Origin of the sequence: Nocardioides sp. Soil796 (assembly GCF_001429525.1) — a bacterium.
Lineage (GTDB): Bacteria > Actinomycetota > Actinomycetes > Propionibacteriales > Nocardioidaceae > Nocardioides.
On sequence record NZ_LMSQ01000012.1, the window covers coordinates 13513 to 38846 of the forward strand.

The following is a 25334-nucleotide window of genomic DNA, read 5'->3' on the forward strand; positions in this document are numbered from 1 at the left end:
GCATGGCATGGCAGGCATCGACACGCTCGCGTCCGCACTCGGCGGGAGCCTCACCGGCAAGCGGATCCTGGTCCGCTCGGACCTGAACGTCCCGCTCGACGGCAACACCATCACCGACGACGGACGGATCAGGGCCAGCGTGCCGACGATCAAGGCCCTCGCCGACGCCGGTGCCCGCGTGGTCGTTGCCGCCCATCTCGGTCGACCTGAGGGCAAGCCCGACCCGGCGTACTCACTGGCGCCAGTCGCCGCGCGCCTCGGCGAGCTGCTGGGCGCCGACGTCGCCTTTGCCACCGACACGGTGGGGGAGTCGGCCCGTTCGACGGTCGAGGCCCTCGCCGACGGCCACGTCGCGGTGCTCGAGAACGTCCGCTTCAATCCGGGCGAGACCAGCAAGGACGACACGGAGCGTGGCGAGTTCGCCGACCAGCTGGCCGCCTTGGCCGACGGCTTCGTGAGTGACGGCTTCGGGGTCGTGCATCGCAAGCAGGCGTCCGTGTACGACGTGGCGAAGCGGTTGCCGCACGCGATGGGCAACCTGGTCGCGGCGGAGATCGACGTGCTCCGTCGGCTCACGGTCGACCCCGAGCGCCCCTACGTCGTGGTGCTCGGTGGATCGAAGGTCTCCGACAAGCTGGGCGTCATCGACAACCTGCTGGAGAAGGCCGACAAGCTCCTGATCGGCGGCGGCATGGTCTTCACCTTCCTCAAGGCCCAAGGCCACGAGGTGGGCAAGAGCCTGCTCGAGGAGGACCAGCTCGACGTCTGCCGCGAGTACGCCGAGCGCGCGAAGTCGAGCGGCGTGGAGATCGTGCTGCCGACCGACATCGTGGTCGACACCGCGTTCCCGAGCGACGACCGGGAGCCGCAGCCGCAGGTGGTCGCCGCCGACGCGATCCCGGCGGACTCCCTCGGTCTCGACATCGGCCCCGATTCCGGCGTCGCCTTCGCCGCCGAGCTCGCCGATGCCCGCACCGTCTTCTGGAACGGGCCGATGGGGGTCTTCGAGGTCGACGCGTTCGCCGCCGGCACCCGGGCCGTCGCCGAGGCGCTGACCAAGGTCGACGGCCTCTCGGTGGTGGGCGGTGGCGACTCCGCTGCCGCCGTACGCCAGCTGGGCTTCGAGGAGTCGGCCTTCGGTCACATCTCGACCGGCGGCGGCGCCAGCCTCGAATACCTCGAGGGCAAGGAACTGCCCGGCATCACCGTTCTCGACGACTGACAACTCCTCACGCAAGGACCCTCATGGCCAAGCGCAATCCGCTGATGGCGGGCAACTGGAAGATGAACCTGAACCACCAGGAAGCGGTGGTCCTGGTGCAGAAGCTCGCATGGACGCTCTCCGACAAGCGTCACGACTACGGCAAGGTCGAGGTGGTCGTCGTACCGCCGTTCACCGACCTTCGGTCGGTGCAGACCCTCGTCGACGGCGACCGGCTCTCGGTGAAGTACGGCGCCCAGGACGTCTCCATGCACGACAGTGGCGCCTACACGGGCGAGATCTCGGCGGGCATGCTGGCCAAGCTGGGGTGCTCCTACGTGGTCGTCGGCCACTCCGAGCGCCGCGAGTTCCACGCCGAGACCGACGAGGTGGTCAACGCCAAGGCGGTCAAGGCGATCGCTGCCGGCATGACGCCGATCGTCTGTGTGGGCGAGGGGCTGGAGGTTCGGCAGTCCGGTGAGCAGGTCGCGTACACGCTGGCCCAGGTCGACGGCTCGTTGGCCGGCCTGACTGCGGAGCAGGTCGCCGAGCTCGTCATCGCCTACGAGCCGGTCTGGGCGATCGGGACCGGCGAGGTGGCGACTCCCGACGACGCGCAGGAGGTGTGCGCGGCGATCCGTGCCCGCCTCACCGAGGTGCACGGGGAGGCCGCCGGAGCCGCGTGCCGCATCCTGTACGGCGGCTCGGTGAAGGCCGCGAACGTCGCCGGCATCATGACCCAGCCCGACGTCGACGGTGCCCTCGTCGGAGGGGCCAGCCTGCAGGCCGACGAGTTCGGCGGCATCTGCAGGTTCTACGACATGCCGGTGCTGTGATCCCTGAAATCGTGAGTTAGTGTTGCCGCTGTGACTTTGATCTTCACCATCCTCCTCGTGCTCACCAGCCTGCTGTTGATCGCCATGGTCCTGTTGCACAAGGGTCGTGGTGGTGGCCTCTCCGACATGTTCGGTGGCGGCGTCTCCAGCAGCCTCGGTGGCTCGTCGGTGGCCGAGCGCAACCTTGACCGTCTGACGGTCGGTCTCGGAGTTATCTGGGCGGCGTGCATCATCGCGCTCGCTCTCCTGATGGCCTACAGCGGCGTCTGATCGAGAGGACTGAAACGTGGCTGGTGGAGGAAACGCAATCCGGGGGAGCCGGGTCGGAGCCGGCCCCATGGGTGAGGCAGAGCGCGGTGAGGCAGCCCCGCGCCAGAGTGTCACCTACTACTGCTCGCACGACCACCGTTCGGTGGTGACCTTCGCAGTCGAGGCCGCGGCTCCTGAGTCGTGGGACTGCCCGCGGTGCGGACTCCCTGCCAGCCAGGACTCCGAGAACCCGCCGCCGGCCCCGAAGATCGAGCCCTACAAGACGCACCTCGCCTACGTGAAGGAGCGACGCTCCGACAAGGAGGCGGCCGACATCCTCGACGAGGCCGTCAAGCTCCTCCGCTCCCGCCGAAAGTCCGGCGACATAATTTTCTGAGCGCAGAGCGCTCCGAAAATTGTAGGAGCCGAACGGGCCATTGTTGCTGCGAGCGCCAGCGAGCGTCCAGCAAGAATTGCCGGTTCGGCGAGCGCCCGGCAACGCGTGAGGTGCCCGCAACGGTGGACACGGTCGCCGTACCCCGCTCGCACGTCAAGAACTGCAGGCCCGCGCGTCAAGAACTGCAGGCTCGCGCATCAAGAACTGCAGGCTCGCGCATCAAGAATCCACGGCTCGTGCGGCGGCTGCGTCGAGCCACCACACGATCTCACCGGTGCCCGTGACACCCGTGGCCGGAGCACCGTGCAGGTCCAGGTCTCCGCGGGAACGCGCCACGGCCTCGGCCTTGTCGACGCCGGAGACGATGAACCACACCGCTCGGGTGTGGTTGAGCGCACCGAAGGTCAGGCTGATCCGCTCGGGCGGCGGCTTGGGGGAGTCGGGGACGGCGACCGCGATCCGGTCGTCGACGTCGATCTGGTGGGACCCCGGGAAGAGCGAGGCGATGTGGCCGTCGGGGCCGAGACCGAGCATCACGACGTCGAACTGTCCGCCGCCCTGGGCGCGGATCTCGTCGGAGTAGGCCTGCGCCGCCTCGTCGAGGGTCAGCCCGGAGTCGTGGGACGGCATCTCGTGCACCCGCTCGGGGTCGACGTCCATGTGGTCGAGGAGGTCTCGACGGGCCTGGACGGCGTTGCGGTCGTCACTGGTGGCGTCGACGTACCGCTCGTCGCCCCACCAGAAGTCGACCTCGTCCCAGTCGACGTCGAAGCCGTTGAGCGACGAGGCCAGCTTGCGGTGCACCAGTCCGGCGATCGTGCCACCGGTCAGGCAGACCGAGGGCACCCGGCCCTCGGCCTGCACCTCGGCCAGGCGCTGGATCAGTGCTTCGGCGACGGCCTCGGCCAGGGCGTCGCCGTCGTCGTGGACCTTGGTCGCCGTCGTCATGACAGCAGCGCCCGCAACTGGGCGAGGCCGCTCTCGAGATCGGTGAGGTGGAGGCGGAGCAGGGGTCGTCCCTTGTCGGCCAGCACCTGGCCGTCGCCGATCGCCTGCGCGACGAGGAACTGCTGGTAGGTGAACTCGCGACCCGGCACCTCGAGGTCGGCGGCCGGCTCGGCGGTGACCTGGAGGTAGACGCCGGTGGCGGGTCCGCCCTTGTGGTACTGCCCGGTCGAGTGCAGGAACCGTGGTCCCCAGCCGAACGTGACGGGTCGTCCGGTGCGGGTGGCCAGCTCGGGACGGCAACCGGCCAGGTCGGCGTCGCGCTGTCGGTCGAGGTAGGCCTGCACGGCGAGGTAACCGTGCGCGGCGTCGAGGTTGCCGAGCAGTGCGTCCACGGCCGCGGCGGCAGTGGACGTGCCCTCGGGCAGCCAGTCGCCGGCGTACACGCTGATCGCCGCGTCGGTGAAGGAAGGATCCGGGGTGGACCCGGCGCCGTCGAGCATCTCGCGGGCGGCGGCCTTGGCGCTCTCGACGTCGGGCTGGTTGAACGGGTCGATGCCGATCACCCGGCCGGCGACGGCGGTGGCGTACTCCCAGATCAGCATCTGGGCGCCGAGGGCCGCATCGACCGAGGCCCCCGTGGCCGAGGCCGGGCGGACGGACGCGAACGGGAAGTCGGGACCGAACGTGGACAGCACCGAGTCGGGGGTGCTCGGCACGAAGTTCGGGGCCTCGAGCGACTCCACCACGACGGGCAGGATGCCCTTGCCGTCCTTGCCGGTCGATTCGGCGATCAGCTGCTCGGCCCAGTCACCGAAGCCGCTGAAGTCGGCCCCGGCGTTGGCCAGCACCAGCTTGTCGACGCCCTGGCTGGATGCCTGGCCCAGAAGGGCACCCAGGCGGAGTGCGGGGTTGTTGACGGAGTCTTCGGAGAGCGCGGACTGCACCTGGTGCGCCTCGTCGAGCAGGGCCCCGATGTCGGCCCCGGCCAGGCCCGAGGGCACCAGCCCGAAGGCAGTGAGCGCGGAGTAGCGCCCGCCCACCTTGTCGTCGGCACGGAACACTCGGTAGCCGTCGGCACTGGCGCTCTTGTCGAGCGGCGAGCCGGGGTCGGTGACGACCACGATGCGCGCGGTCGGGTCGATGCCCGCGTCTCGGAACGCGGCCTCGAACGAGCGCTTCTGGCTGTCGGTCTCGACGGTGCCGCCCGACTTGCTGGACACCACCACCGCAGTGGCCCGGAGGTCCTGGCCGAGGGCGGAGCGGACCACGTCGGGATTGGAGGAGTCGAGCACCTCGAGGGGCACGCCGGCTGCCTTGCAGATGACCTCGGGCGCCAGCGACGAGCCACCCATGCCGCACAGCACCACCCGTGAGACGCCCTGGGCGGCGAGCTCGTCGCGCAGTGCCTCGATCTCGGACACAAGTGGACGCGAGGCGGTCGGCAGGTCGACCCAGCTGAGCCGCTTGGCGGCCTCATCCTCGGCGGCGCGACCCCACAGCGTCGGGTCCTGGGCGGCGATCCGGGAGGCGACCTTGTCAGCCACGAGCTGGTGGACCGCAGCGGCGAAGGCTGCCCCGTCGGGGTAGCCGAAGTGCAGGCAGAAGCCGTCGCCCTCGGCGACGTTCCAGGCGGTCACGACCGGCTGCTCTCGAGCTGCCCCTTCACCGTCTCCACGAGCTCGGCCCAGGACTTGTCGAACTTGTCGACACCCTCGGTCTCGAGCACCACCAGTACGTCGTCGAAGTCGATGCCCACGCCCGCGAGTGCGGCGAACACCTCCTCGGCCTCAGCGGAGCGGCCGCTGACCGTGTCGCCCTTCAGCTCGCCGTGGTCAGCAAACGCATCCATGGTCTTCTCCGGCATGGTGTTCACGCAGCCGTCGACGACCAGCTCCGTCACGTAGAGCGTGTCGGGGTAGGCCGGGTCCTTGACGCCGGTCGAGGCCCACAGTGGGCGCTGCACGTTGGCTCCGCCGAGCTGGAGGAAGCGGTCGCCCCCGAAGACCTCCTGGTACGCGGCGTACGCACGCCGGGCATTGGCGATCGCGGCCTTGCCCTTGAGTGCCTTCGCCTCGTCAGTGCCGATCGCGGCGAGGCGCTTGTCGACCTCGGAGTCGACCCGGGACACGAAGAACGACGCCACCGAGTGGATGGTGGAGAGGTCGATGCCCTTGGCCTGGGCCTGCTCGAGACCGGTGAGGTAGGCGTCCATCACCGCGCGGTAGCGGTCGATGCCGAAGATCAGGGTCACGTTGACGCTGATCCCCTCGGCAGTCGCCGCCGTGATCGCCGGCAGGCCGGGCTCGGTGGCCGGGATCTTGATCAGCACGTTGGGCCGGTCGACGGTCTCCCAGAGCTCGCGGGCCTGGGCGATGGTCGCCTCGGTGTCCATGGCCAGGCCGGGCTCCACCTCGATGGAGACCCGCCCGTCGAAGTGGTCGCCGGCGTAGACGTCGGCGAGCACGTCACAGGCGTTGCGCACATCGTCGGTGGTCAGCGCGCGGATGACCGCGTCGACGTCCTGGCCCTCGGCCCCGAGCTTGGCCACCTGGTCGTTGTAGCGCTCGCCGTCACCGATCGCGCCGGCGAAGATCGTGGGGTTCGTGGTGACCCCCACGACCGACTTCTCCTTGACCAGGTCGGCCAGGTTGCCGGTCTCGATCCGCTCCCGGGAGAGGTCGTCGAGCCACACCGACACACCGGCGTCGGCAAGGGACTTGAGTCGTTCGGACATTGTGTTCCTCCTGAACTGCGGTCGGGATCTGCCTGCGCGGTGCGCGGTGGGGCGTCGGTCAGCCCTGCGCGGCCGTGATGCTGTCGCGCGCCGCCGAGGCCACGGCCCCGGCGGTCACGCCGTACTCCTCGAAGATGCGCTTGTAGTCGGCCGAGGCGCCGTACTGCTCGATCGAGATGATGCGTCCGGCGTCGCCGACGATCTCGCGCCAGCCCTGGGCGATGCCGGCCTCGACCGAGACCCGCGCCTTGACGGTGGGCGGGATGACCGAGTCGCGGTAGGACTGGTCCTGCTCGTTGAACCACTCCACGCACGGCATCGAGACGACTCGGGCCTTGATGCCCTCGGCAGCGAGCTCGTCACGGGCCGCGACGGCCAGCTGGACCTCGGAGCCGGTGCCGATCAGGACGACGTCGGGCGCCCCGCCGTCGGCGTCGACCAGGACGTAGCCGCCCTTGGCGACGCCGCTGGTGTCGGCCCAGTGCTGTCCGGTTTCGGCCTCCTCGCCGCGCGGGAACGTGGGCACGCCCTGACGGGTGAGGCACAGTCCGGCCGGACGGTCGGTGCGCTGGAGCACGGCCAGCCACGCGGCCGCCGTCTCGTTGGCATCGGCCGGGCGGACCACGTCGAGCCCGGGGATCGCGCGCAGGGCGGCGAGGTGCTCGATCGGCTGGTGGGTGGGGCCGTCCTCGCCGAGACCGATCGAGTCGTGGGTCCAGACGTAGGTCACGGGCGCACCCATCAGCGCGGCCAGGCGTACGGCGGGACGCATGTAGTCGGCGAACTGGAGGAACGTGCCGCCGAAGACGCGGGTCAGGCCGCCGAGGGTGATGCCGTTCATGATCGAGGCCATCGCGTGCTCGCGGATGCCGAAGTGCAGCACCCGGCCGCGCAGCGGGTCGCCCGACCACTCGTTGGACGAACGGTCGGCCGGGATGAACGACGGCACGCCCTCGATGGTGGTGTTGTTGGAGCCCGCCAGGTCGGCCGAGCCGCCCCACAGCTCGGGCATCAGGGGTGCGATCGCGTTGATGGTCTTGCCGCTCGCCGAGCGGGTCGCCACGCCCTTGGCGTCGGCGGGGAACACCGGCAGCGCCTCGGCCAGGCCGTCGGGCAGGGCACGGGTGCTGACCCGCTCGAGGAGCGTCTTCTGCTCGGGGTTGGCCGTCGCCCACGCGGCGAACTGCTCGTCCCACTCCTTGCGGGCGGCAGCGCCACGGTCGGAGAGCGCGCGGGTGTGCTTGAGCACGTCGTCAGGCACCTCGAAGGTCTGCTCGGGGTCCCAGCCGAGCACCTTCTTGGTGGCCGCCACCTCGTCGTCGCCGAGTGCGCTGCCGTGGGCGGCCTCGGTGCCCTGGGCGTTGGGCGCGGGCCAGGCGATGATCGTGTCGAGCACGATGAAGCTGGGCTTGTCGGTGACCTCGTTGGCCTTCTGGATGGCCGCGTGGAGCGCCGGGACGTCCTCGTCGTAGCCGGTGCCGCCGTTTGTCCAGTCGACGGTCTGCACGTGCCAGCCGTAGGCCTCGTAGCGCTTGCCGACGTCCTCGCCGAGCGCGATGTCGGTGTCGCCCTCGATCGAGATGCGGTTGCGGTCGTAGATCACGGTCAGGTTGCCGAGCTCCTGGACGCCGGCGATCGAGGACGCCTCGCCCGAGACGCCTTCCTCGATGTCGCCGTCGGAGCAGATCGCGTAGACGTGGCGGTCGAACGGTGACTCGCCAGCGGCGGTGTCGGGGTCGAGCATGCCGCGTTCGCGTCGCGCGGCCATCGCCATGCCGACCGCGTTGGCGACGCCCTGGCCCAGCGGGCCGGTGGTGGTCTCGACACCGACGGTGTGGTGGTACTCGGGGTGGCCCGGGGTCTTGGAGCCCCAGGTGCGCAGCGCCTCCAGGTCGGAGAGCTCGAGACCGAAGCCGCCCAGGAACAGCTGCGTGTAGAGCGTGATGCTCGAGTGGCCGCACGAGAGCACGAACCGGTCACGCCCCTGCCAGTAGGCGTCGGACGGATCGTGGCGCATGACCTTCTGGAAGAGCAGGTACGCCGCGGGCGCGAGGCTCATCGCGGTTCCGGGGTGTCCGTTGCCCACCTTCTGGACCGCATCCATGGCCAGCACGCGGGCCGTGTCGACGGCGCGGCGGTCGAGGTCGGTCCACTCAAGGGTGGGGGAATCGGTGGTCACGTGAGGATCCTCTCGTTGCAACTACGGCGGCAACGACGAGCCTACTCATCATGGGCTATAGACTCGACGTCGGCTCCACCGTTTTCCATCACCATGACGCAGTCTTTGCAACCCGAGGTTTTCGTGACGTACGTCGGCCAGTCGGCTTCCACCCCTGAGCGGGCGGCAGACCCGTCGGGCGACCCCGAACGCGCGTCGTTCAAGGACGTCGTCGCCGCCTACGTCGGTCTGACCAAGCCGCGGGTGATCGAGCTGCTGCTCCTCACCACCGTGCCGGTGATGTTCTTCGCCGACCGTGGCGTGCCCGACCTGTGGCTGGTCGTCGCGACCGTCATCGGCGGCACCCTGTCGGCGGGCTCCGCCTCGGCGTTCAACTGCGTCTACGACCGTGACATCGACGAGCAGATGCGACGCACCCGCCGCCGCGCCCTGCCACGCCACATCGTGTCGGCCGGCTCGGCCCTGCTGTTCGCCGTGGTGCTCGCGGTGGTCTCGACCTTGGTCCTCGCAGTGTGGGTCAACTGGCTCTCCGCGGCCCTGTCGCTGGGCGCCAACGCGTTCTACGTGCTGGTCTACACGATCCTGCTCAAGCGGCGTACGACCCAGAACATCGTCTGGGGCGGCCTCGCCGGGTGCTTCCCGGCCCTCATCGGCTGGACGGCGGTCACCAACGAGCTGGCCTGGACGCCGATCGTGCTGTTCATGGTGGTCTTCTTCTGGACGCCGCCGCACACCTGGGCCCTCGCGCTGCGCTACCGCGAGGACTACGCGAACGTCGACGTCCCGATGCTGCCCGTCGTGAAGCCCGCGGCTGAGGTCGGTCGACAGATCGTCCTCTACTCGTGGGTGATGGTCGCGACGTCGCTGGTGCTGTGGCCGGTGGCCGGCACCGGTTGGTTCTACCCGGCGTGTGCCGCCGTCCTCGGCGGGGTCTTCCTGGTCGAGGCGCACAGGATGTGGGGCCGCACGAAGGGCACCGAGACCCTGTCGCTGATCAAGCCGATGCGGCTCTTCCACACCTCCAACCTCTACCTCAGCCTCCTGTTCGTCGCGGTCGCGCTCGACCCGCTGCTGACCCGCTGAGACCCCCTTCGCGGGCTGTCGTCAGGACCGTCGCGGGAGCGGTGGTCTGGACCGGGAAAAATAGTTCGGGGTCCGAAGCAACCAAACCGGTGTCCGCCACGTCATACCTGTTGAACGGCGGCGTGCCCGGTCTCGGGGGTTCGGGCACCCCGCCGTCCCAGTTCTTCCCGGGTCTGCTCAGACCGTGCGCTGTGCGCGCACCACGACCCAGGCGAGGGTCGCTGCGGTCAACGAGGCGCCCAGCATGTGCACGGTGACCAGCGGCACCGGCAGGTCGTTGAAGTACTGCACGAAGCCGACCACGCCCTGCAGCAGCTCGACCAGGAGCAGGGCGCCGGCGGCCCGCCGTACGCCCTCCAGCCGCTGCCGGTGCGCGAGGGCGACGATGCCGACCGTCAGGGCGACCAGCACGTAGACCGCCGACGCGTGCACGTGCGACCAGACCTGGGGGTCCAGGCCCGTACGTCGTGCATCGAGGTCCCCCGCGTGGGGCCCGGAGCCCGTGACCACGGTGCCCAGCCAGAGCACGACCCAGCCGACGCCGAAGACCAGCCAGGCCAGCCTCCGGGTCTGCTCCGGCGCTCGGAGTGGGTCGTCGGCGGACCAGGTGTCCGGCTGCCGGGTGACCTCGACGAGCAGCACACAGAGCCCGATCAGGGCCATCGAGACCAGCAGGTGGAAGGCCACGACGTAGGGGTTGAGGTCGGTCAGCACCGTGACGCCGCCGATGATCGCCTGCGCAGGCACGTAGAGCGCGATCATGGTCGACAGGCGCACCGTGCGGGTTCCGTTGACGCCGCCCGAGGCCCGGTAGGCGAGCGCGGCCAGCCAGCAGGTGATGGCGACCGCAGCGAGCACCCAGGTGAGCATCCGGTTGCCGAACTCGATCGCGCCGTGGATGCCGAGGGCGCCGTGGGCGACGTACGACTCGTCCGTGCACCGCGGCCACGTCGGACAACCAAGACCCGATGCGGTCAGGCGGACCACGCCGCCGGTCACCACGATCATGATGTTCGCGACCAGGTTCGTCACCGCCAGGGGGCGGAGGTACCGGGCCGGAACGATGTTGCTCACTCCCACTTGAAGCTCCTGCTCGCCATCGCGCCCGCCGCGACGGCCCAGACGGCCAGCACGGCGAAGGCGACGAGATTGACGGATCCGTCGATGAACGCGTCCCGCATGGCGTCGCCCAGGGCTGCGGACGGGAGGAACTGGATCACCGCGCCCGCCGAGCCGTAGGTGTCACGGGGGAGCACGATGCCGCCGCCCATCATGAGCAGCAGGTAAACCAGGTTGGCCACGGCCAGCGTCGCCTCGGCGCGCAGGGTCCCGGCCACGAGCAGGCCCAGACCGGCGAATGCCGCCGTACCGAGCAATGCGGCCGCCACGGCCAGCAGGACGCCGGCAAACCCGCCGCCGGGACGCCAGCCGAACCCGAGGGCCACCGCACCGATGACGACCGCCTGCAGGACCTGTACGCCGAGCAGGGCGATCACCTTGCCGAGCAGCAGTCCGGAGCGTGGCAGCGGTGAGGCACCGAGGCGCTTGAGCAGCCCGTAGCGGCGCTCGAACCCGGTGGCGATGGCCAGCGACGTGAACGACGTGGACATCACCGCGAGGGCCAGGACCCCCGGGGTCAGCACGTCGACCGGGGTCTCGTCGAAGTCGAGTCCCAGACGGCGGGCCGCCAGGATGCCGCCGACCAGTGCCAGCACCGGGATGACCACGGCCAGCAGCAGCTGCTCGCCGTTGCGAAGCAGCAGGCGGGTCTCCATGGAGGCCTGGGCCACCACCTGGCGGGAGAGTGGAGCCGAGCCCGGGGCCGGGGTGAAGTCCTGGCGGGTGGTGCTCATGCCTCGAACTCCCGTCCGGTCAGCTGCAGGAAGACGTCCTCGAGCGTGCGCTGGCCGAGGACCAGGCTCTCGGGCAGCACGTCGTGCTCCTCGCACCACGCGGAGACCCGGGCGAGGGTCGACCCGTCGGCGGGACCCGTGATCAGCAGGCTCTGCTCGTTGATCTCCGTCACCTCGGTGTGGTCGCCGAGCGCGATGCGCAGCTTGTCGGGGGAGCCGGGCGGGAACGGTCGGGTCACGACCAGGCGGATCGTGGCCTGGTCGCGGGCCCGGGTCAGGTCGAAAGGGGTGCCGCTGGCGACCAGGCGCCCGTGGTCGATGACGTGGACCAGGTCGGAGAGCCGCTCGGCCTCGTCCATGTGGTGGGTGGTCAGCACGATCGTGACGCCGTCGGCCTTGAGCTCCTCGAGCAGCTCCCACGTCGTGCGTCGCACGGCGGGGTCCATGCCCGCCGTGGGCTCGTCCACGAAGACCAGCTCGGGGCGGCCGACGATCGCCATCGCGAGGCCGAGTCGCTGCTGCTGCCCGCCGGAGAGCCGGCGGTACGGCGTACGCCCGCACTCGTCGAGGCCGAGTCGCTCGACCAGCATCTCGACGGGCAGCGGGTGGGCGTGCAGGCGTGCGATGTGGCGGAGCATCTCCTCGGCCCGCACCCCCGACCAGGCGCCACCGGACTGCAGCATCACGCCGATGCGGGGGAGCAGCGCACGGCGTTCGCGGGTCGGGTCGAGCCCGAGCACCCGGACCGTGCCGGCCTGTGGTCTACGGAACCCCTCGCACACCTCGAGCGTGGTGGTCTTGCCGGCGCCGTTCGGCCCGAGCACGGAGGTGATGGTGCCCCGCTCGACGCGGAGCGACAGCTCGTCGACGGCGGTCTTCTCGCCGTAGCGCATGACGAGGCCGTCGATCTCGACGGCCGCCGCGTCGGATCCTGGGCTGCCGGGAGCGACGTCGGGGGAGGGGGGCACCGGGACAGTCTAGGAACGCCGCCCCGGACGCCGAAAAACAGGTGACCCATCAGGGACACCTCCCTAGGGTGGAGGACCGATGAGTTTCGTGACCGGCGCGGGTCGAAGTGTCAGGAACCGGACACACCGTCCAATGCGAGAGGGAGCAGCATGACGTCACCCCCGGCCATCGAGGCCGACAACCTGGTCAAGCACTTCGGAGAGACCGTCGCCGTCGACGGCGTGAGCTTCTCGGTCCCCGAGGGAACCGTGCTCGGCATGCTCGGCCCCAACGGTGCCGGCAAGACGACGACGGTGCGCATGATGACCACTTTGACCACGCCCACCAGCGGCACGGCCCGGGTCGCCGGGCACGACGTGATCCGCGAGCCCGGCGCCGTACGCCGCAGCATGGGGCTCACCGGCCAGGCCGCGACGGTCGACGAGCTGCTGACCGGTCGCGAGAACCTCCGGCTCATCGGCGGGCTCTACGGTCTGTCGTCGAAGTACATCGCCCGGGCCAGCGACGACCTGCTCGAGCGGTTCTCCCTGACCGAGGCCGGCAACCGGATCGTGAAGACCTACTCCGGGGGCATGCGGCGCCGGCTCGACCTCGCGGTGAGCCTGATCGCGACTCCTCCGGTGCTGTTCCTCGACGAGCCCACCACCGGGCTCGACCCGCGCAGCCGGGTCGAGCTGTGGGACGTGCTCCGTGAGCTGGTCCGCGACGGCACCACGCTGCTGCTCACGACCCAGTACCTCGAGGAGGCCGACCAGCTCGCCGACCGCATCGTGGTGATCGACAAGGGCTCGGTGATCGCCGAGGGCACACCGCTGCAGCTCAAGGACCAGTCCGGCAAGGCAGCGGTGGTCGTGACCGTCTCCAACGTGGCAGACCTCCCCGCCGCCGAGAAGCTGCTGCGCAGCCAGGTCGCCGAGGTCCACATCGACGAGGCGTCCCGCCAGCTGACCGCCGCGGCGAACGGCCTGGCCGACATGACCCGCATCGCGTCGGTCTTCGCCGACAGCGCCATCGAGCTCGACGACCTCGGCCTCAAGCGCCCGAGCCTCGACGACGTGTTCCTGCACCTGACCGGCCACCGTGCCGAGGACGCCGAAGAAACGCCCGACGAGGAGCTGGTCCCGTGACTGCTGTCATCGAACGCCCCGAGATCCGCGACACCGGCCTGCTGCGGCAGTCGATGGTGATCGTGCGCCGCAACCTGATCCACATCAAGCGGATGCCCGAGATGCTGATGGACGTCACCATCCAGCCGGTGATGTTCGTGATGCTGTTCGCCTTCGTCTTCGGAGGGTCCATCCAGACAGGGTCCCCGGCCGGGTACCGCGAGTGGCTGCTCGGCGGCATCATGGGGCAGACCATCGCGTTCGCCTCGTTCGTCGTGGCGGTCGGCCTGACCGCCGACATCGAGAAGGGCATCGTCGACCGCATGCGGTCGCTGCCGATCAACCCGGCGGCCGTTCTCGTGGGCCGCAGCATCTCCAGCCTGTTGCACTCCAGCATCGGCATCATCGTCATGTCGCTGACCGGGCTGGTCATCGGCTGGCGCATCCGCGGCAGCGTGTTCGATGCGGTGCTGGCCTACGTGCTGCTGCTGATGTGGGGCTTCGCGATGATCTGGGTCGGCATCCTGGTCGGCTCCAAGATGCGCTCGGTCGAGGCGGTCAACGGCGTGATGTTCACGACGATGTTCCCGATCACCTTCCTGGCCAACACCTTCGCCCCCACCGAGAACATGCCGAAGGCGCTGCGCTGGCTGGCCGAGTGGAACCCGATCTCCGCCCTGGTGCAGGCGGTCCGCGAGCTGTGGGGGAACACTCCACCGGTGGCGTCCGATGCTGCGCTTCCGCTGCAGCACCCGGTGTTGACCACGTTCATCTGGACGATCGGCATCACGCTCGTCATCGCTCCCCTGGCGATCCGCACGTTCCGCAGGCGCACGCAGGACTGACCGCAGTCAGCGGGTACTGTGCCGCGCATGTCGTCACGACCCGCGCGCAAACGGGCCCGCCAGTCCGATCGCGACGCCGTCGTCGACGCGTTGTCGGGAGCCTTCGCCGACGGCCAGATCGATGCGGCCGACCACGACCGGCTGGTCAGTTCCGCCCTGCGGGCCGACCGGCTGGACTCCCTGGTCGCGGTGCTCGACGAGGTCCAGGTGCCCGAGCGCCACCCGGCCAACGCCCTGCTCACAAAGGTGCAGGCTCCCGCGGTGCGCCGTACGCCCGGGCACTCGCGGGCCGCGACGGTGGGAGCCACGGTCGCGGTGCTGGTGGGCGGGTTCGTGGCGTTGCTGGTGGTGGTGGGCCTGATGGACCGCGACGACGAGCCGGGCGACGAACCCGTGCTGACCGCCACCGCCCTGGAGGCGCTGGTCGCCGACGTCGAGGACGACCTCGGCACCACCGAGGTGCTCGCCGTCGAGACCCACGGCACGTACGCCGACGTGCTGGTGCCCACCGACGAGGGACGCGGCCGCTTCGACCGGTACTCCTACGACCCGGGCGCCGACGACACGCTGACAGAGTCGACCGGTGGCCGGGTCGGCACGGCGGACCCGGAGCTGGTCGACCTGGCCGATGTCGACCTGGACCGCCTCCTGGAGAACGTCGAGGAGGCCGGCTCGGACCTCGGCGTCGACGGTGCGCAGCAGTTCACGGTCACCATCGCCAGCGGCGACTGGGGGAGCAGCCTGACCTACGCTCCCGAGTTCGAGGGCAAGGAGCTGCCGCCCCACGTGGAGATCAGCGTCAGCAACGACTACATGGAGTCCGGTCGCCTGGTCACCGACCTGAGCGGCGCGACGGTCCTGCTGCGCGCCCCGTTCACCGCGCCCTCGTCCCAGTGAATGGTGAGTTAGGTGACCCTTGCTTGATCCGGCCCCCGCATTAACGTCACACTTGTGTTGTGGAATTCACCCGCACACCCGTCGCCGTCCCTGAAGGGGACGCTCCGACCCGTGCCCGCGTGCTGCGTTCCATCCTCGAGCAGGGCCCTTCCACGGCCGCCGACCTGGCCCACCTGCTCGACCTCACCCCGGCCGCCGTACGCCGTCACCTCGACCACCTGGTCGAGCTCGGCACCGTCGAGGCACGCGAGCAGCGGGTCTACGGCTCGCGCGGTCGCGGGCGACCGGCCAAGGTGTTCGCGCTCACCGAGAGCGGGCGCGACGGGCTCGGTCACCAGTACGACGACCTCGCGGTCCATGCCCTGCGTTATCTCGCCGACACTGCCGGCGACGACGCGGTCATGGAATTCGCGAGGCAGCGGGTGGCGTTCATAGAACGTGACTATGCAGACCTGGTGCGCGACGAGCCCGAGCTCACCCCGGCCCAGGCACTGGCCAGGGTGCTGACCCAGGGCGGGTACGCCGCCGGCGTCCGCACCCTGCCGATGGCCGACCAGCTGTGCCAGCAGCACTGCCCGGTCTCCCACGTCGCCGCGGAGTTCCCGCAGCTGTGCGAGGCCGAGACCGAGGCGATCGGGCGGGTCCTTGGCCGACACGTCCAGCGTCTGGCCACCATCGCGCACGGCGACGGCGTGTGCACCACGAGCATTCCGAACCTCGACCTCGACAAGTTCGAGGCCTCCACGATTCACGACAAGAAGGACGGAGCGTCTTCATGACGACCATTGACGAAAGAAACCCGGAGCTCGAGGGCATCGGTCGTTACGAGTTCGGCTGGTCCGACAAGAACGAGGTCAGTGACAACGCCCGCCGTGGCCTCAACGAGGAGGTCGTCGCCGACATCTCCTCGAAGAAGAGCGAGCCGCAGTGGATGCTCGACCTGCGCATGAAGGGCCTCAAGCTCTTCCACCGCAAGCCCATGCCCAACTGGGGTTCGGACCTGTCGACGATCGACTTCGACAACATCAAGTACTTCGTGCGCTCCACCGAGAAGCAGGCCACCTCGTGGGAGGAGCTCCCCGAGGACATCAAGAACACCTACGACAAGCTCGGCATCCCCGAGGCGGAGAAGCAGCGCCTCGTCTCCGGTGTCGCCGCCCAGTACGAGTCCGAGGTCGTCTACCACGCGATCCGCGAGGACCTCGAGGAGCAGGGCGTCATCTTCGTCGACACCGACACCGCGCTGCGCGAGCACGAAGAGATCTTCAAGGAGTACTTCGGCACCGTCATCCCCGTCGGTGACAACAAGTTCGCCGCGCTCAACACCTCGGTGTGGTCCGGTGGCTCGTTCATCTACGTGCCCAAGGGCGTCCACGTCGACATCCCGCTGCAGGCCTACTTCCGGATCAACACCGAGAACATGGGCCAGTTCGAGCGCACCCTGATCATCGTCGACGAAGACGCCTACGTGCACTACGTCGAGGGCTGCACCGCGCCGATCTACTCCTCCGACTCGCTGCACTCGGCGGTCGTCGAGATCATCGTGAAGAAGGGCGGCCGTTGTCGTTACACGACCATCCAGAACTGGTCGAACAACGTCTACAACCTCGTCACCAAGCGCGCCACCTGCGAGGCCGGCGCGACCATGGAGTGGGTCGACGGCAACATCGGCTCCAAGGTGACCATGAAGTACCCCGCGGTCTACCTCATGGGTGAGCACGCCAAGGGCGAGACGCTCTCGATCGCGTTCGCCGGCGAGGGCCAGCACCAGGACGCGGGCGCCAAGATGGTGCACGCCGCGCCCAACACGTCGTCCTCGATCCTGTCGAAGTCGGTGGCCCGTGGTGGTGGCCGTACGTCCTACCGCGGCCTGATCCAGATCAACGAGGGTGCGCACGGCTCGAAGTCCAACGTGCTCTGTGACGCGCTGCTGGTCGACCAGATCAGCCGCTCCGACACCTACCCGTACGTCGACATCCGCGAGGACGACGTGTCGATGGGCCATGAGGCCTCGGTCTCGAAGGTCTCCGACGACCAGCTGTTCTACCTGATGTCGCGCGGCATGGCCGAGGACGAGGCGATGGCGATGATCGTGCGCGGCTTCGTCGAGCCGATCGCCAAGGAGCTGCCGATGGAGTACGCCCTCGAGCTGAACCGGCTGATCGAGCTGCAGATGGAAGGTGCGGTGGGCTGATCCTCGCCCTCCGCGCACTGCCCTCCCGACCGTCGTACAAGAAAGCCAAGAAGTGACTGCAACTGTTGAGAACGTGAGTTCGGCCCTCGAGGTCGACAAGGTGATCTCCCACCTGCACCCCGAGGGGTCCTTCGACCTCGCGGACCACCCCGTGCCCACCGGCCGTGAAGAGGTGTGGCGGTTCACCCCGCTCAAGCGCCTCAGGGGCCTGCACGACGAGGCCCCCTTCGGCGCCGGCGCGTGCGCGGTCGAGGTGAGTGCCGCGCAGGACGTGGTCGTCGAGCAGGTCGGCGCCGACGCCGTCGAGCGCGGCCTGTCCGGCCTGGTGCCCACGGACCGGGTCTCGGCCCGCGCCTGGGCCGCGGCCGACGGTGCCACCGTCGTCCGCATCCCGCAGGACACCGTGGTCGACGGAGCGACGATCCTGGCCCACACCGGCACCGGCGCCGAGCTTGCCGGCGCCTCGCACACCGTCATCGTGGCCGAGAAGTTCTCGAAGTCGACCGTCGTGCTGACCTTCGCCGGCACCGCCGTACTCGCCGACAACATCGAGATCGTCCTCGAGGACGGCGCCGAGCTGACTGTCGTGTCCCTGCAGGACTGGGCCGACGACGCCGTGCACCACTCCACCCAGCACGCCCGGGTGGGCCGCGACGCCTCGCTCAAGCACGTGGCCGTCTCGTTCGGTGGTGACCTCGTGCGCCACGACGCGACGGCCGACTATGCCGGTCCCGGCGGCTCGGTCGAGATGCTCGGCATGTACTTCGCCGACGAGGGCCAGCACATCGAGCACCGCCTCTTCGTCGACCACACCGCTCCGCACACCAAGAGCAACGTGGTCTACAAGGGTGCGCTGCAGGGCCAGGGCGCCCACGCGGTCTGGATCGGCAACGTGCTGATCCGCAAGGTCGCCGAGGGCATCGAGACCTACGAGGAGAACCGCAACCTGGTCCTGACCGACGGGTGCCAGGCCGACTCCGTGCCGAACCTCGAGATCGAGACCGGCGAGATCGAGGGTGCCGGCCACGCGTCGGCCATCGGTCGCTTCGACGACAACCAGCTGTTCTACCTCCGCTCTCGCGGCATCGCGGAGGACGAGGCGCGCCGGCTGGTCGTGCACGGCTTCTTCAACGACCTGATCCGCAGGATCGATGTGCCGGAGCTGGAGGAGAAGCTCGCCGCCACCGTCGAGTCCGAGCTCGAGAAGAACGTCCTGAAGGCGTTCAAATGAGCTTCGTCCGCGCCTGCGCCGTCTCCGAGGTCCCCGCTGACGAGGCCCTCGGGGTGACGATCGACGACCTCGACGTGGCCGTGGCCCGCGACGGCGACGAGTTCTTCGCCGTCCAGGACCTCTGCTCGCACGCGGCGGTCGCCCTCTCCGAGGGTGAGGTCGCGGACTGCACCATCGAGTGCTGGCTGCACGGGTCGACGTTCGACCTGCGCACGGGCAAGCCGACCGTCCTGCCCGCCACCGAGCCGATCACGACGTTCCCGGTCGAGCTCCGCGGCGACGACGTGTACGTCGACATCAGCACCACCCTCAACGGCGTCGTGCCGTCCTGAACCACAGACTTTCGTACAGAGAAGAGAGAGCACACATGAGCACCCTGGAGATCAACGACCTGCATGTCTCGGTCGAGACCGAAGACGGCCCCAAGGAGATCCTCAAGGGCGTCACGCTGACCATCAAGGACGGCGAGACCCACGCGATCATGGGCCCGAACGGCTCCGGCAAGAGCACCCTGGCCTACTCCATCGCAGGCCACCCCAAGTACACCGTCACCGGCGGCACCGTCACCCTCGACGGCGACGACGTGCTGGCGATGAGCGTCGACGAGCGGGCCCGCGCCGGCCTCTTCCTCGCCATGCAGTACCCCGTCGAGGTGCCCGGCGTCTCGGTGTCCAACTTCCTGCGCACGGCCAAGACCGCCATCGACGGCGAGGCGCCCAAGCTGCGCACCTGGGTCAAGGACGTCAACGCCACCCTGGAGAAGCTCGACCTCGACTCCTCCTTCGGCACCCGCTCGGTCAACGAAGGCTTCTCCGGTGGTGAGAAGAAGCGCCACGAGATCGCCCAGCTCGAGCTGCTCGACCCCAAGGTCGCCATCCTCGACGAGACCGACTCGGGCCTCGACATCGACGCCCTCAAGGTCGTTTCGGACGGCGTCAACCGTTTCATCGAGGACAAGAACAAGGGCGTCCTGCTGATCACGCACTACACGCGCATCCTGCGCTACATCACGCCCGACTTCGTGCACGTCTTCGTCAACGGCAAGGTCGCCGAGTCCGGCGGTCCTGACCTCGCCGATGAGCTCGAGGCCAACGGCTACGACAAGTACGTCTCCGCGGCGGTCTGATCCCCATGGACGGGTTGCTCCCCGAGCTGGAAGTCATCCGCAAGGACTTCCCGATCCTCGAACGCCAGCTGGCGGGCGGGATGCCGCTGGTCTACCTCGACAGCGCCAACACCTCGCAGAAGCCGCAGGTGGTCATAGACACGATGGTCGACCACCTCGAGCACCACAACGCGAACGTGGCACGCGCCATGCACCAGCTCGGAGCAGAGTCGTCCGAGGCGTTCGAGAACGCGCGCGACAAGGTCGCCGCGTTCATCAACGCCCCCTCGCGCGACGAGGTGATCTTCACCAAGAACGCCTCTGAGGCGCTCAACCTGGTGGCGAACACGCTGGCCTGGGCCCGTGGCCCGCTCGAGATCGGGGAGGGCGACGAGGTCGTCATCACCGAGATGGAGCACCACTCCAACATCGTGCCGTGGCAGCTGCTCACCGAGCGCAAGGGCGCCACGCTGCGCTGGTTCGGGCTCACCGACGACGGACAGCTCGACCTGTCGAACATCGACTCCCTGATCACCGAGAAGACCAAGGTCGTCTCGCTGACGTGGGTCTCCAACATGCTCGGCACGATCAACCCGATCGAAAAGATCGCCCGCCGTGCCCACGAGGTCGGCGCGATCGTGGTCGTCGACGCGTCGCAGGCGGTGCCGCAGATGGCCGTCGACGTCGTGGAGTCCGGTGCGGACCTGCTGGCCTTCACCGGCCACAAGGTGGTCGGCCCGACCGGCATCGGCGTGCTCTGGGGCAAGCGTGAGGTCCTCGACCAGCTGCCGCCGTTCCTCGGTGGTGGCGAGATGATCGAGACCGTGGCGATGGAGCGGTCGACGTACGCCGGCATCCCGCACAAGTTCGAGGCCGGCACCCCGCCGATTGTCGAGGCCGTGGGTCTCGGCGCGGCCGTGGACTACCTCGGCCACGTCGGCATGGACGCCATCCGCGCCCACGAGCACGCGATCACCGCCTACGCCCTCGACGGCCTGGCCACCGTGCCCGGCCTGACCGTGCTCGGCCCGCTCGACGCCGCACTGCGCGGCGGAGCGATCTCCTTCGAGATCGACGGCGTGCACCCCCACGACGTGGCCCAGGTGCTCGACTCGCGTGGTGTCGCGGTCCGCGCCGGTCACCACTGCGCGAAGCCGGCCCACAAGCGCTTCGGCGTGCAGGCCTCGACGCGCGCCTCGTCGTACCTCTACACGACGCCGGCCGAGATCGACGCCCTCGTCGAGGGGCTGGAATACACCCGCTCCTACTTCAAGTTGGGTTGATCATCATGAGCCAGGAACTCGACACCCTCTATCAAGAGATCATTCTCGACCACTACAAGAACCCCTTGAACAAGGGTCTCCGTGACCCGTTCGAGGCCGAGGTGCACCACGTCAACCCCACGTGCGGTGACGAGGTGACCCTCCGGGTGCACATTGCCGGAGGCGTCGTCGAGGACGTCTCCTACGACTCGGTCGGCTGCTCCATCTCGCAGGCGTCGGCCTCGGTGATGACCGACCTCGTGATCGGCAAGCCGGTCGACGAGGCAATGCAGATCCACGCGACCTTCCAGGAGCTCATGCAGGGCCGCGGCAACGTGGAGCCCGATGAGGACGTCCTCGAGGACGGTATCGCCTTCGCCGGTGTCGCGAAGTTCCCGGCCCGGGTCAAGTGCGCCCTGCTGTCGTGGATGGCATGGAAGGACGCGACGGCCCAGATCGTTGCCAGCTCAGCGGACAACAAGGAGACCACCAATGGCTGACCACTCTGACATTCCCGAGGCGCCCGTGGGTACCACCACGACCGTCTCCAAGGACGACGTCGTCGAGGCGATGAAGGACGTCGTCGACCCCGAGCTCGGCATCAACGTCGTCGACCTCGGCCTGGTCTACGACGTGCACCTCGACGAGGGCTCCAACGTCGTGCTCGACATGACGCTGACGTCGGCGGCCTGCCCGCTGACCGACGTGATCCAGGACCAGACGAACTCCGCGCTCGAGGGGATCGTCAACGACGTGGCGATCAACTGGGTCTGGATGCCGCCGTGGGGCCCGGACAAGATCACCGACGACGGTCGCGAGCAGCTGCGCGCCCTCGGCTTCAACGTCTGACCGACCTTGTCGGAACCCGAGCCGGATCGTGCCTGTGCATGATCCGGGTCGGGTTCTCGCGATTTGCTGTGTCACGACGGCGCACCTGCACGATCGTGGTCGCCGAGGACGGGCGACCGGGCACTGACTCCCGGGTCACTCGTAGGCCGGCAGTGGAGGATCGAAGGTGAGGTCGACGTACGGCGCCTCGTCCTTGCGCTGGTCGGTCGGCCACGTCCCGGTGCCGGCGTACGTCGTGCCGTCGAGGGTCAGGTCGACGTCGTAGGTGAAAGGCGCCGGGCCGAGCCTGGCGGCCTGTCGCGCCTGGGCGCGGGTCCCCGAGAACGAGAGCGTGCCCTCGGCGATGCACTCGTGGCCGATCACTCGCTCGGTGTCCAACTGCATGGAGTTGCCGTTGGCAGCGGTCACCGTGACGGCGACGCTCGCCTTCCCCGGTGATCGGTCCAGCCCGGAGAAGAGCAGTTCGAGACTACTCGGTGCCTGAACCTCTCCGCCGTCGCCAGCCTCGATGAGGCTCATGAAGGAGCGGGGCGGCGGCACGGTGCCGGCGGTGGGCGTCTCCCAGGCGAAGGTGGCCACTGCATCTCCCTGTGGGCCGCGGCCGAAGACGTCGACCTCCCACGCCCCGGCAGGCCCCACGGGATCGATCCGGAAGGTCTGCGCTCCCGTCTTCTCCACCGGCACCGTGAAGCTCTGTGCACAGGGCGCGGCGTCCGACGGACGGAAGGTCGCCTCGAACGTCCATCCGTCGGCGGGGAAGGTGAACTCGACGTCATCCGGGCTGCCCGCCGCAACAGGGTTCTTCGGGGGCATGCCGTCGGAGCACGTCTGCGTGACCACCCCTTCGCCGTCGGGCGGTCCGCTCCAGCACGACGTCCACGGGTTGAGGTCTCGATCGCCGGCGGCGAGGTTCAGGATGATGGGCAGTGGCAGCGCTGGGTCGAACGTGCGACCCGAGCCCTTGGTGGCGCTTGCCGACGGCGACTCGCTCGAGGCGACGTCCGTGCGTCCCTTGCCCACGGGATCCTCCTGCAGCACTCCGGTGGCCACGAAGACGCCGCCGATGACGGCGACGACGGCGATGGCCGCGACTGCACCACGACGCCGGTTGCGTCGGCGATCACGGACCGCGACGACCTCATCGAAGGGTGGGGTCGTGGATGGGATCGCTGCGGACACCTCGTCCGACAGGCGCCTCTCAAAGTCACTCATGTCGTGCTCCGTTCCTCATCGGCCAGCAGCGGGGCGAGCGCCGTACGCGCCCGTGACAGCCGCGACTTGACCGTGCCAACAGGGACGTGGAGCCGGTCCGCGACCTCCTGCACCGGGAGGTCACACACGTGATGCAGCACCAGGACCGCGCGCTGCTCGACCGGCAGACCGGCAAGCGCAGCGGACAGCTCGACACCGGCAGCGGGGTCCGTCGGTGCGGCCATCGAGGCACGGCGCCCCAGCCGCTGCAGCCCGAGCCGGGCCACCTTGAGCCGCCGCTTCCTTGAGATGAGCAGGCGCACCGCAACGGAGCGCACCCATGCCTCGGGGTCGTCGTACGTGCGCACCTTCGGCCAGTGCTGCAGGAGCCTGACGAAGCTCTCCTGGGCGACTTCCTCCGCGTCGGCGCGATCACCACCGACGACCGTGAGCAGGCCGATCAGGGGTGCGCACGCGTGTGCGTACAGCTCGGCAAGCTCCTCGGTCTCCACACGGACAACACGCGCCGACGCGGCCCCGGGTTCCCGGACCAGCTCATTTTCCTGGGGAACGTCTTCGGTGGGTGGTTGCGGCATGGTGGTGAGACGGTACGGCGCACCCGACCGTTCCGCTAGCCTCGCCGGGTGACAACTCTCCTGGTGCCGGCGATGCGGATCGCGCGCTGGGTGGAGAACTTCGAGGCTCGCCACGACGGCTGCGACCTGGCGGTGTCCGGGGGAGCGCTGACCGGGCTCGGTGGTGACGGGTCGACGTTCGAGGCGCTCCCACCGTTCGGCAGGGCGTACGACGACCGCGCCGACCCGTCCGACTTCCTCGATGCCTGCAGCCCACCGGCCCAGTGGGGCGTGCTCCTGGTGCGCAAGGGCGGGTTCGCGATCGCCAGACTGGAGGGCGACGCGGTCGTCGAGTCCAAGGTCGGGCAGCGCCACGTGCAGGGACGCACCAAGGCCGGCGGCCAGAGCCAGCAACGCTTCGCCCGACGCCGCGACAACCAGGCCAGGCAGGCCTACGAGGCCGCGGCCGGCCACGCCGTACGCATCCTGGGTCCGTTCGAGGAGAGACTCCGCTCGGCCGCCGGTGACCCCGACGTGGTGCTGGTGACCGGGGGAGACCACGAAGCCGTCGAGGCCGTGCTCGTCGACCAGCGGCTCCGGATGCTCGCGACCAGGGTGGTCGAGCCCTTCCTGGCCGTGCCCGACCCGCGCCGTTCGGTGCTCGAAGCCGCCATCGCGGACGCGGGTTCTGTCAGGATGACGGTCGTCAACACCTGACGAGACCGCAGGAGTCAGCATGTGGCAGCCCGAACCAGGCTGGCAACCCGTGCCCGGAGGCATGGGGACCTCGACCGTGGGTGTGTGGCGTTGCGGCGACCAAGTGGTCAAGCGGCTCCAGGCGCCCCTGCCGGGTGACCCGGGAGAGCTCTCGGACCGGTCGCACTTCGCGTGGTGGCGGCGCCCGGCCGAGGTCGCGACGTCCGGTGTGGTCGACGAGACGCCCGGCCTGCGCAGCGTCCGCGCAGCCAAGGTCGAGGAGGACGACGAGGGCATCACGCTGTGGCACGCGTACGTCGAGAGCGAGACGCTGCCCGGTCCGTTCGTGGCGCGGGCGCTCGGCCGGTTCGCCGGCGCCGACCTGCCGGCGTACCCCTGGCTGGCGAGGCGTCAGCTGGCCACGCGGCTGGCCAGGGTGGAGCACAACGGCGGCTGGCGCACCCTGGAACGTACGACGGTCGCGGATGTCGCCGACCGGTTGTGGCAGCTGCGCGGCCAGCACCTCGACGTACTCGACGGGCTGCCGGAGGTGGCGCAGCACGGCGACCCCGCCGCGGCCAACCTGATCGCCCGCGACGGTGACGACGTCGTGGCCATCGACTGGTCGATGTTGGGGATCGGGCCGGTCGGCGCTGACCTGGGCTACCTCGCCCTGACCGCGCGCGAGGACTTCGACGTGCTGGTCGACGCCTACGCCGACGGTCTTCCGGCGGGCATTGCCACGCGGGCGCAGGTGCTGCTCGGCGCCAGGATCAACGCCGTCCACACCGCGATGTCGCGTGCCGAATGGGCGCTGGCACGGGTGGCCGACGGACCCGGCGCGCTGGCCGGGAAGTACCGCCACCCGAGCGTGGCGCCCTACCTGCGCTCGTTGCAGCGCCTCTTCCCGCAGATCGAGGCGCTGCTCTGACGG

General features: G+C 69.3%; 27 protein-coding genes. 18 read left to right on the forward strand and 9 right to left on the reverse strand.

Annotated elements, in window-relative coordinates; all coding sequences use genetic code 11:
• Positions 1–7 precede the first annotated feature (7 nt).
• From ASH02_RS04000 to ASH02_RS04015, 4 genes are read left to right on the forward strand one after another with little or no spacing between them, the layout of a single operon-like run.
• Complete coding sequence (locus ASH02_RS04000; protein ID WP_056677830.1) at positions 8–1222, forward strand: phosphoglycerate kinase; 1215 nt, start codon at positions 8–10, stop codon at positions 1220–1222.
• A 23-nt stretch (positions 1223–1245) separates the two neighbouring features.
• Entirely contained in the window at positions 1246–2037 is a 792-nt protein-coding gene (gene tpiA / locus ASH02_RS04005) for a triose-phosphate isomerase (RefSeq protein ID WP_056677833.1), read from the forward strand.
• 30 nt (positions 2038–2067) lie between these two features.
• Entirely contained in the window at positions 2068–2307 is a 240-nt protein-coding gene (secG, locus tag ASH02_RS04010) for a preprotein translocase subunit SecG (RefSeq protein ID WP_056677836.1), read from the forward strand.
• A 16-nt stretch (positions 2308–2323) separates the two neighbouring features.
• Positions 2324–2683, forward strand: coding sequence for an RNA polymerase-binding protein RbpA (locus ASH02_RS04015; protein WP_082563555.1), 360 nt, complete (start codon positions 2324–2326; stop codon positions 2681–2683).
• A gap of 219 nt (positions 2684–2902) precedes the next feature.
• Here the strand turns inward: ASH02_RS04015 and pgl are convergent, their stop codons facing one another.
• Genes pgl through tkt form a run of 4 tightly spaced genes read right to left on the reverse strand, consistent with a single transcriptional unit; the run spans position 2903 to position 8544 of the window.
• Positions 2903–3631 (reverse strand): 6-phosphogluconolactonase, encoded by a 729-nt coding sequence (gene pgl, locus ASH02_RS04020; protein WP_056677841.1) that lies wholly within the window; start codon positions 3629–3631, stop codon positions 2903–2905.
• The gene (locus ASH02_RS04025) at positions 3628–5268 is read right to left on the reverse strand and encodes a glucose-6-phosphate isomerase (RefSeq protein ID WP_235538979.1); all 1641 of its coding nucleotides are present in this window, start codon (positions 5266–5268) and stop codon (positions 3628–3630) included. The genes pgl and ASH02_RS04025 overlap by 4 nt, the downstream gene beginning before the upstream one ends.
• Positions 5265–6365: a transaldolase gene (gene tal / locus ASH02_RS04030; RefSeq protein WP_056677844.1), complete on the reverse strand. Its 1101-nt coding sequence runs from the start codon at positions 6363–6365 to the stop codon at positions 5265–5267. Before tal ends, ASH02_RS04025 begins: the two co-directional genes overlap by 4 nt.
• Before the next feature lie 58 nt (positions 6366–6423).
• Positions 6424–8544 carry a transketolase gene (gene tkt, locus ASH02_RS04035; protein ID WP_082563556.1) on the reverse strand — a complete coding sequence of 707 codons (2121 nt, stop codon included), beginning with the start codon at positions 8542–8544 and terminating at the stop codon, positions 6424–6426.
• A gap of 93 nt (positions 8545–8637) precedes the next feature.
• On the opposite strand from tkt, the gene ASH02_RS04040 reads away from it, so the two are divergent.
• A complete protein-coding gene (locus tag ASH02_RS04040) occupies positions 8638–9627 on the forward strand; it encodes a heme o synthase (RefSeq protein WP_082563557.1) in 990 nt (329 codons plus the stop codon).
• A 177-nt stretch (positions 9628–9804) separates the two neighbouring features.
• On the opposite strand, the gene ASH02_RS04045 is transcribed toward ASH02_RS04040, so the two are convergent.
• The 3 genes from ASH02_RS04045 to ASH02_RS04055 are packed head-to-tail and all read right to left on the reverse strand — an operon-like array spanning position 9805 to position 12448.
• Positions 9805–10701 (reverse strand): COX15/CtaA family protein, encoded by an 897-nt coding sequence (locus tag ASH02_RS04045; protein ID WP_235532503.1) that lies wholly within the window; start codon positions 10699–10701, stop codon positions 9805–9807.
• The gene (locus tag ASH02_RS04050) at positions 10698–11480 is read right to left on the reverse strand and encodes an ABC transporter permease (RefSeq protein WP_056677851.1); all 783 of its coding nucleotides are present in this window, start codon (positions 11478–11480) and stop codon (positions 10698–10700) included. Before ASH02_RS04050 ends, ASH02_RS04045 begins: the two co-directional genes overlap by 4 nt.
• Positions 11477–12448: an ABC transporter ATP-binding protein gene (locus ASH02_RS04055; RefSeq protein WP_235532504.1), complete on the reverse strand. Its 972-nt coding sequence runs from the start codon at positions 12446–12448 to the stop codon at positions 11477–11479. The genes ASH02_RS04050 and ASH02_RS04055 overlap by 4 nt, the downstream gene beginning before the upstream one ends.
• 150 nt (positions 12449–12598) lie before the next feature.
• On the opposite strand from ASH02_RS04055, the gene ASH02_RS04060 reads away from it, so the two are divergent.
• The 11 genes from ASH02_RS04060 to ASH02_RS04110 all read left to right on the forward strand — a co-directional run bounded on the left by ASH02_RS04060 (position 12599) and on the right by ASH02_RS04110 (position 21938).
• On the forward strand, positions 12599–13576 hold the full coding sequence (locus ASH02_RS04060; protein WP_056677855.1) for an ATP-binding cassette domain-containing protein: 978 nt from the start codon (positions 12599–12601) through the stop codon (positions 13574–13576).
• Positions 13573–14400 (forward strand): ABC transporter permease, encoded by an 828-nt coding sequence (locus ASH02_RS04065; protein ID WP_056677857.1) that lies wholly within the window; start codon positions 13573–13575, stop codon positions 14398–14400. Before ASH02_RS04060 ends, ASH02_RS04065 begins: the two co-directional genes overlap by 4 nt.
• A gap of 27 nt (positions 14401–14427) precedes the next feature.
• Positions 14428–15297, forward strand: coding sequence for a DUF1707 SHOCT-like domain-containing protein (locus ASH02_RS04070; protein WP_056677860.1), 870 nt, complete (start codon positions 14428–14430; stop codon positions 15295–15297).
• 59 nt (positions 15298–15356) lie between these two features.
• Positions 15357–16076, forward strand: coding sequence for a helix-turn-helix transcriptional regulator (locus tag ASH02_RS04075; RefSeq protein ID WP_056677863.1), 720 nt, complete (start codon positions 15357–15359; stop codon positions 16074–16076).
• On the forward strand, positions 16073–17491 hold the full coding sequence (gene sufB / locus ASH02_RS04080; protein ID WP_056677866.1) for a Fe-S cluster assembly protein SufB: 1419 nt from the start codon (positions 16073–16075) through the stop codon (positions 17489–17491). Before ASH02_RS04075 ends, sufB begins: the two co-directional genes overlap by 4 nt.
• A gap of 73 nt (positions 17492–17564) precedes the next feature.
• A complete protein-coding gene (sufD, locus tag ASH02_RS04085; RefSeq protein ID WP_235532505.1) occupies positions 17565–18722 on the forward strand; it encodes a Fe-S cluster assembly protein SufD in 1158 nt (385 codons plus the stop codon).
• Positions 18719–19054 (forward strand): non-heme iron oxygenase ferredoxin subunit, encoded by a 336-nt coding sequence (locus tag ASH02_RS04090; protein WP_056677874.1) that lies wholly within the window; start codon positions 18719–18721, stop codon positions 19052–19054. Before sufD ends, ASH02_RS04090 begins: the two co-directional genes overlap by 4 nt.
• Before the next feature lie 35 nt (positions 19055–19089).
• Positions 19090–19848, forward strand: coding sequence for a Fe-S cluster assembly ATPase SufC (sufC, locus tag ASH02_RS04095; protein ID WP_056677877.1), 759 nt, complete (start codon positions 19090–19092; stop codon positions 19846–19848).
• 5 nt (positions 19849–19853) lie between these two features.
• Complete coding sequence (locus tag ASH02_RS04100) at positions 19854–21110, forward strand: cysteine desulfurase (RefSeq protein WP_056677880.1); 1257 nt, start codon at positions 19854–19856, stop codon at positions 21108–21110.
• Positions 21111–21115: 5 nt separating this feature from the next.
• Positions 21116–21589, forward strand: a complete 474-nt coding sequence (gene sufU / locus ASH02_RS04105; RefSeq protein ID WP_056679338.1) for a Fe-S cluster assembly sulfur transfer protein SufU — start codon at positions 21116–21118, stop codon at positions 21587–21589.
• Positions 21582–21938: a metal-sulfur cluster assembly factor gene (locus tag ASH02_RS04110; RefSeq protein ID WP_056677883.1), complete on the forward strand. Its 357-nt coding sequence runs from the start codon at positions 21582–21584 to the stop codon at positions 21936–21938. Before sufU ends, ASH02_RS04110 begins: the two co-directional genes overlap by 8 nt.
• 135 nt (positions 21939–22073) lie before the next feature.
• Here ASH02_RS04110 and ASH02_RS04115 read toward each other — a convergent pair whose 3' ends face one another.
• Both ASH02_RS04115 and ASH02_RS04120 read right to left on the reverse strand, forming a co-directional pair.
• Positions 22074–23150 carry a hypothetical protein gene (locus ASH02_RS04115; protein ID WP_056677887.1) on the reverse strand — a complete coding sequence of 359 codons (1077 nt, stop codon included), beginning with the start codon at positions 23148–23150 and terminating at the stop codon, positions 22074–22076.
• Positions 23147–23725: an RNA polymerase sigma factor gene (locus tag ASH02_RS04120; protein WP_082563558.1), complete on the reverse strand. Its 579-nt coding sequence runs from the start codon at positions 23723–23725 to the stop codon at positions 23147–23149. The genes ASH02_RS04115 and ASH02_RS04120 overlap by 4 nt, the downstream gene beginning before the upstream one ends.
• Before the next feature lie 48 nt (positions 23726–23773).
• Here ASH02_RS04120 and ASH02_RS04125 point away from each other — a divergent pair, with 48 nt between their 5' ends.
• Positions 23774–24421 (forward strand): acVLRF1 family peptidyl-tRNA hydrolase, encoded by a 648-nt coding sequence (locus ASH02_RS04125; RefSeq protein ID WP_082563559.1) that lies wholly within the window; start codon positions 23774–23776, stop codon positions 24419–24421.
• Positions 24422–24440: 19 nt separating this feature from the next.
• Complete coding sequence (locus ASH02_RS04130; RefSeq protein WP_056677896.1) at positions 24441–25331, forward strand: phosphotransferase; 891 nt, start codon at positions 24441–24443, stop codon at positions 25329–25331.
• Positions 25332–25334: the final 3 nt, after the last annotated feature.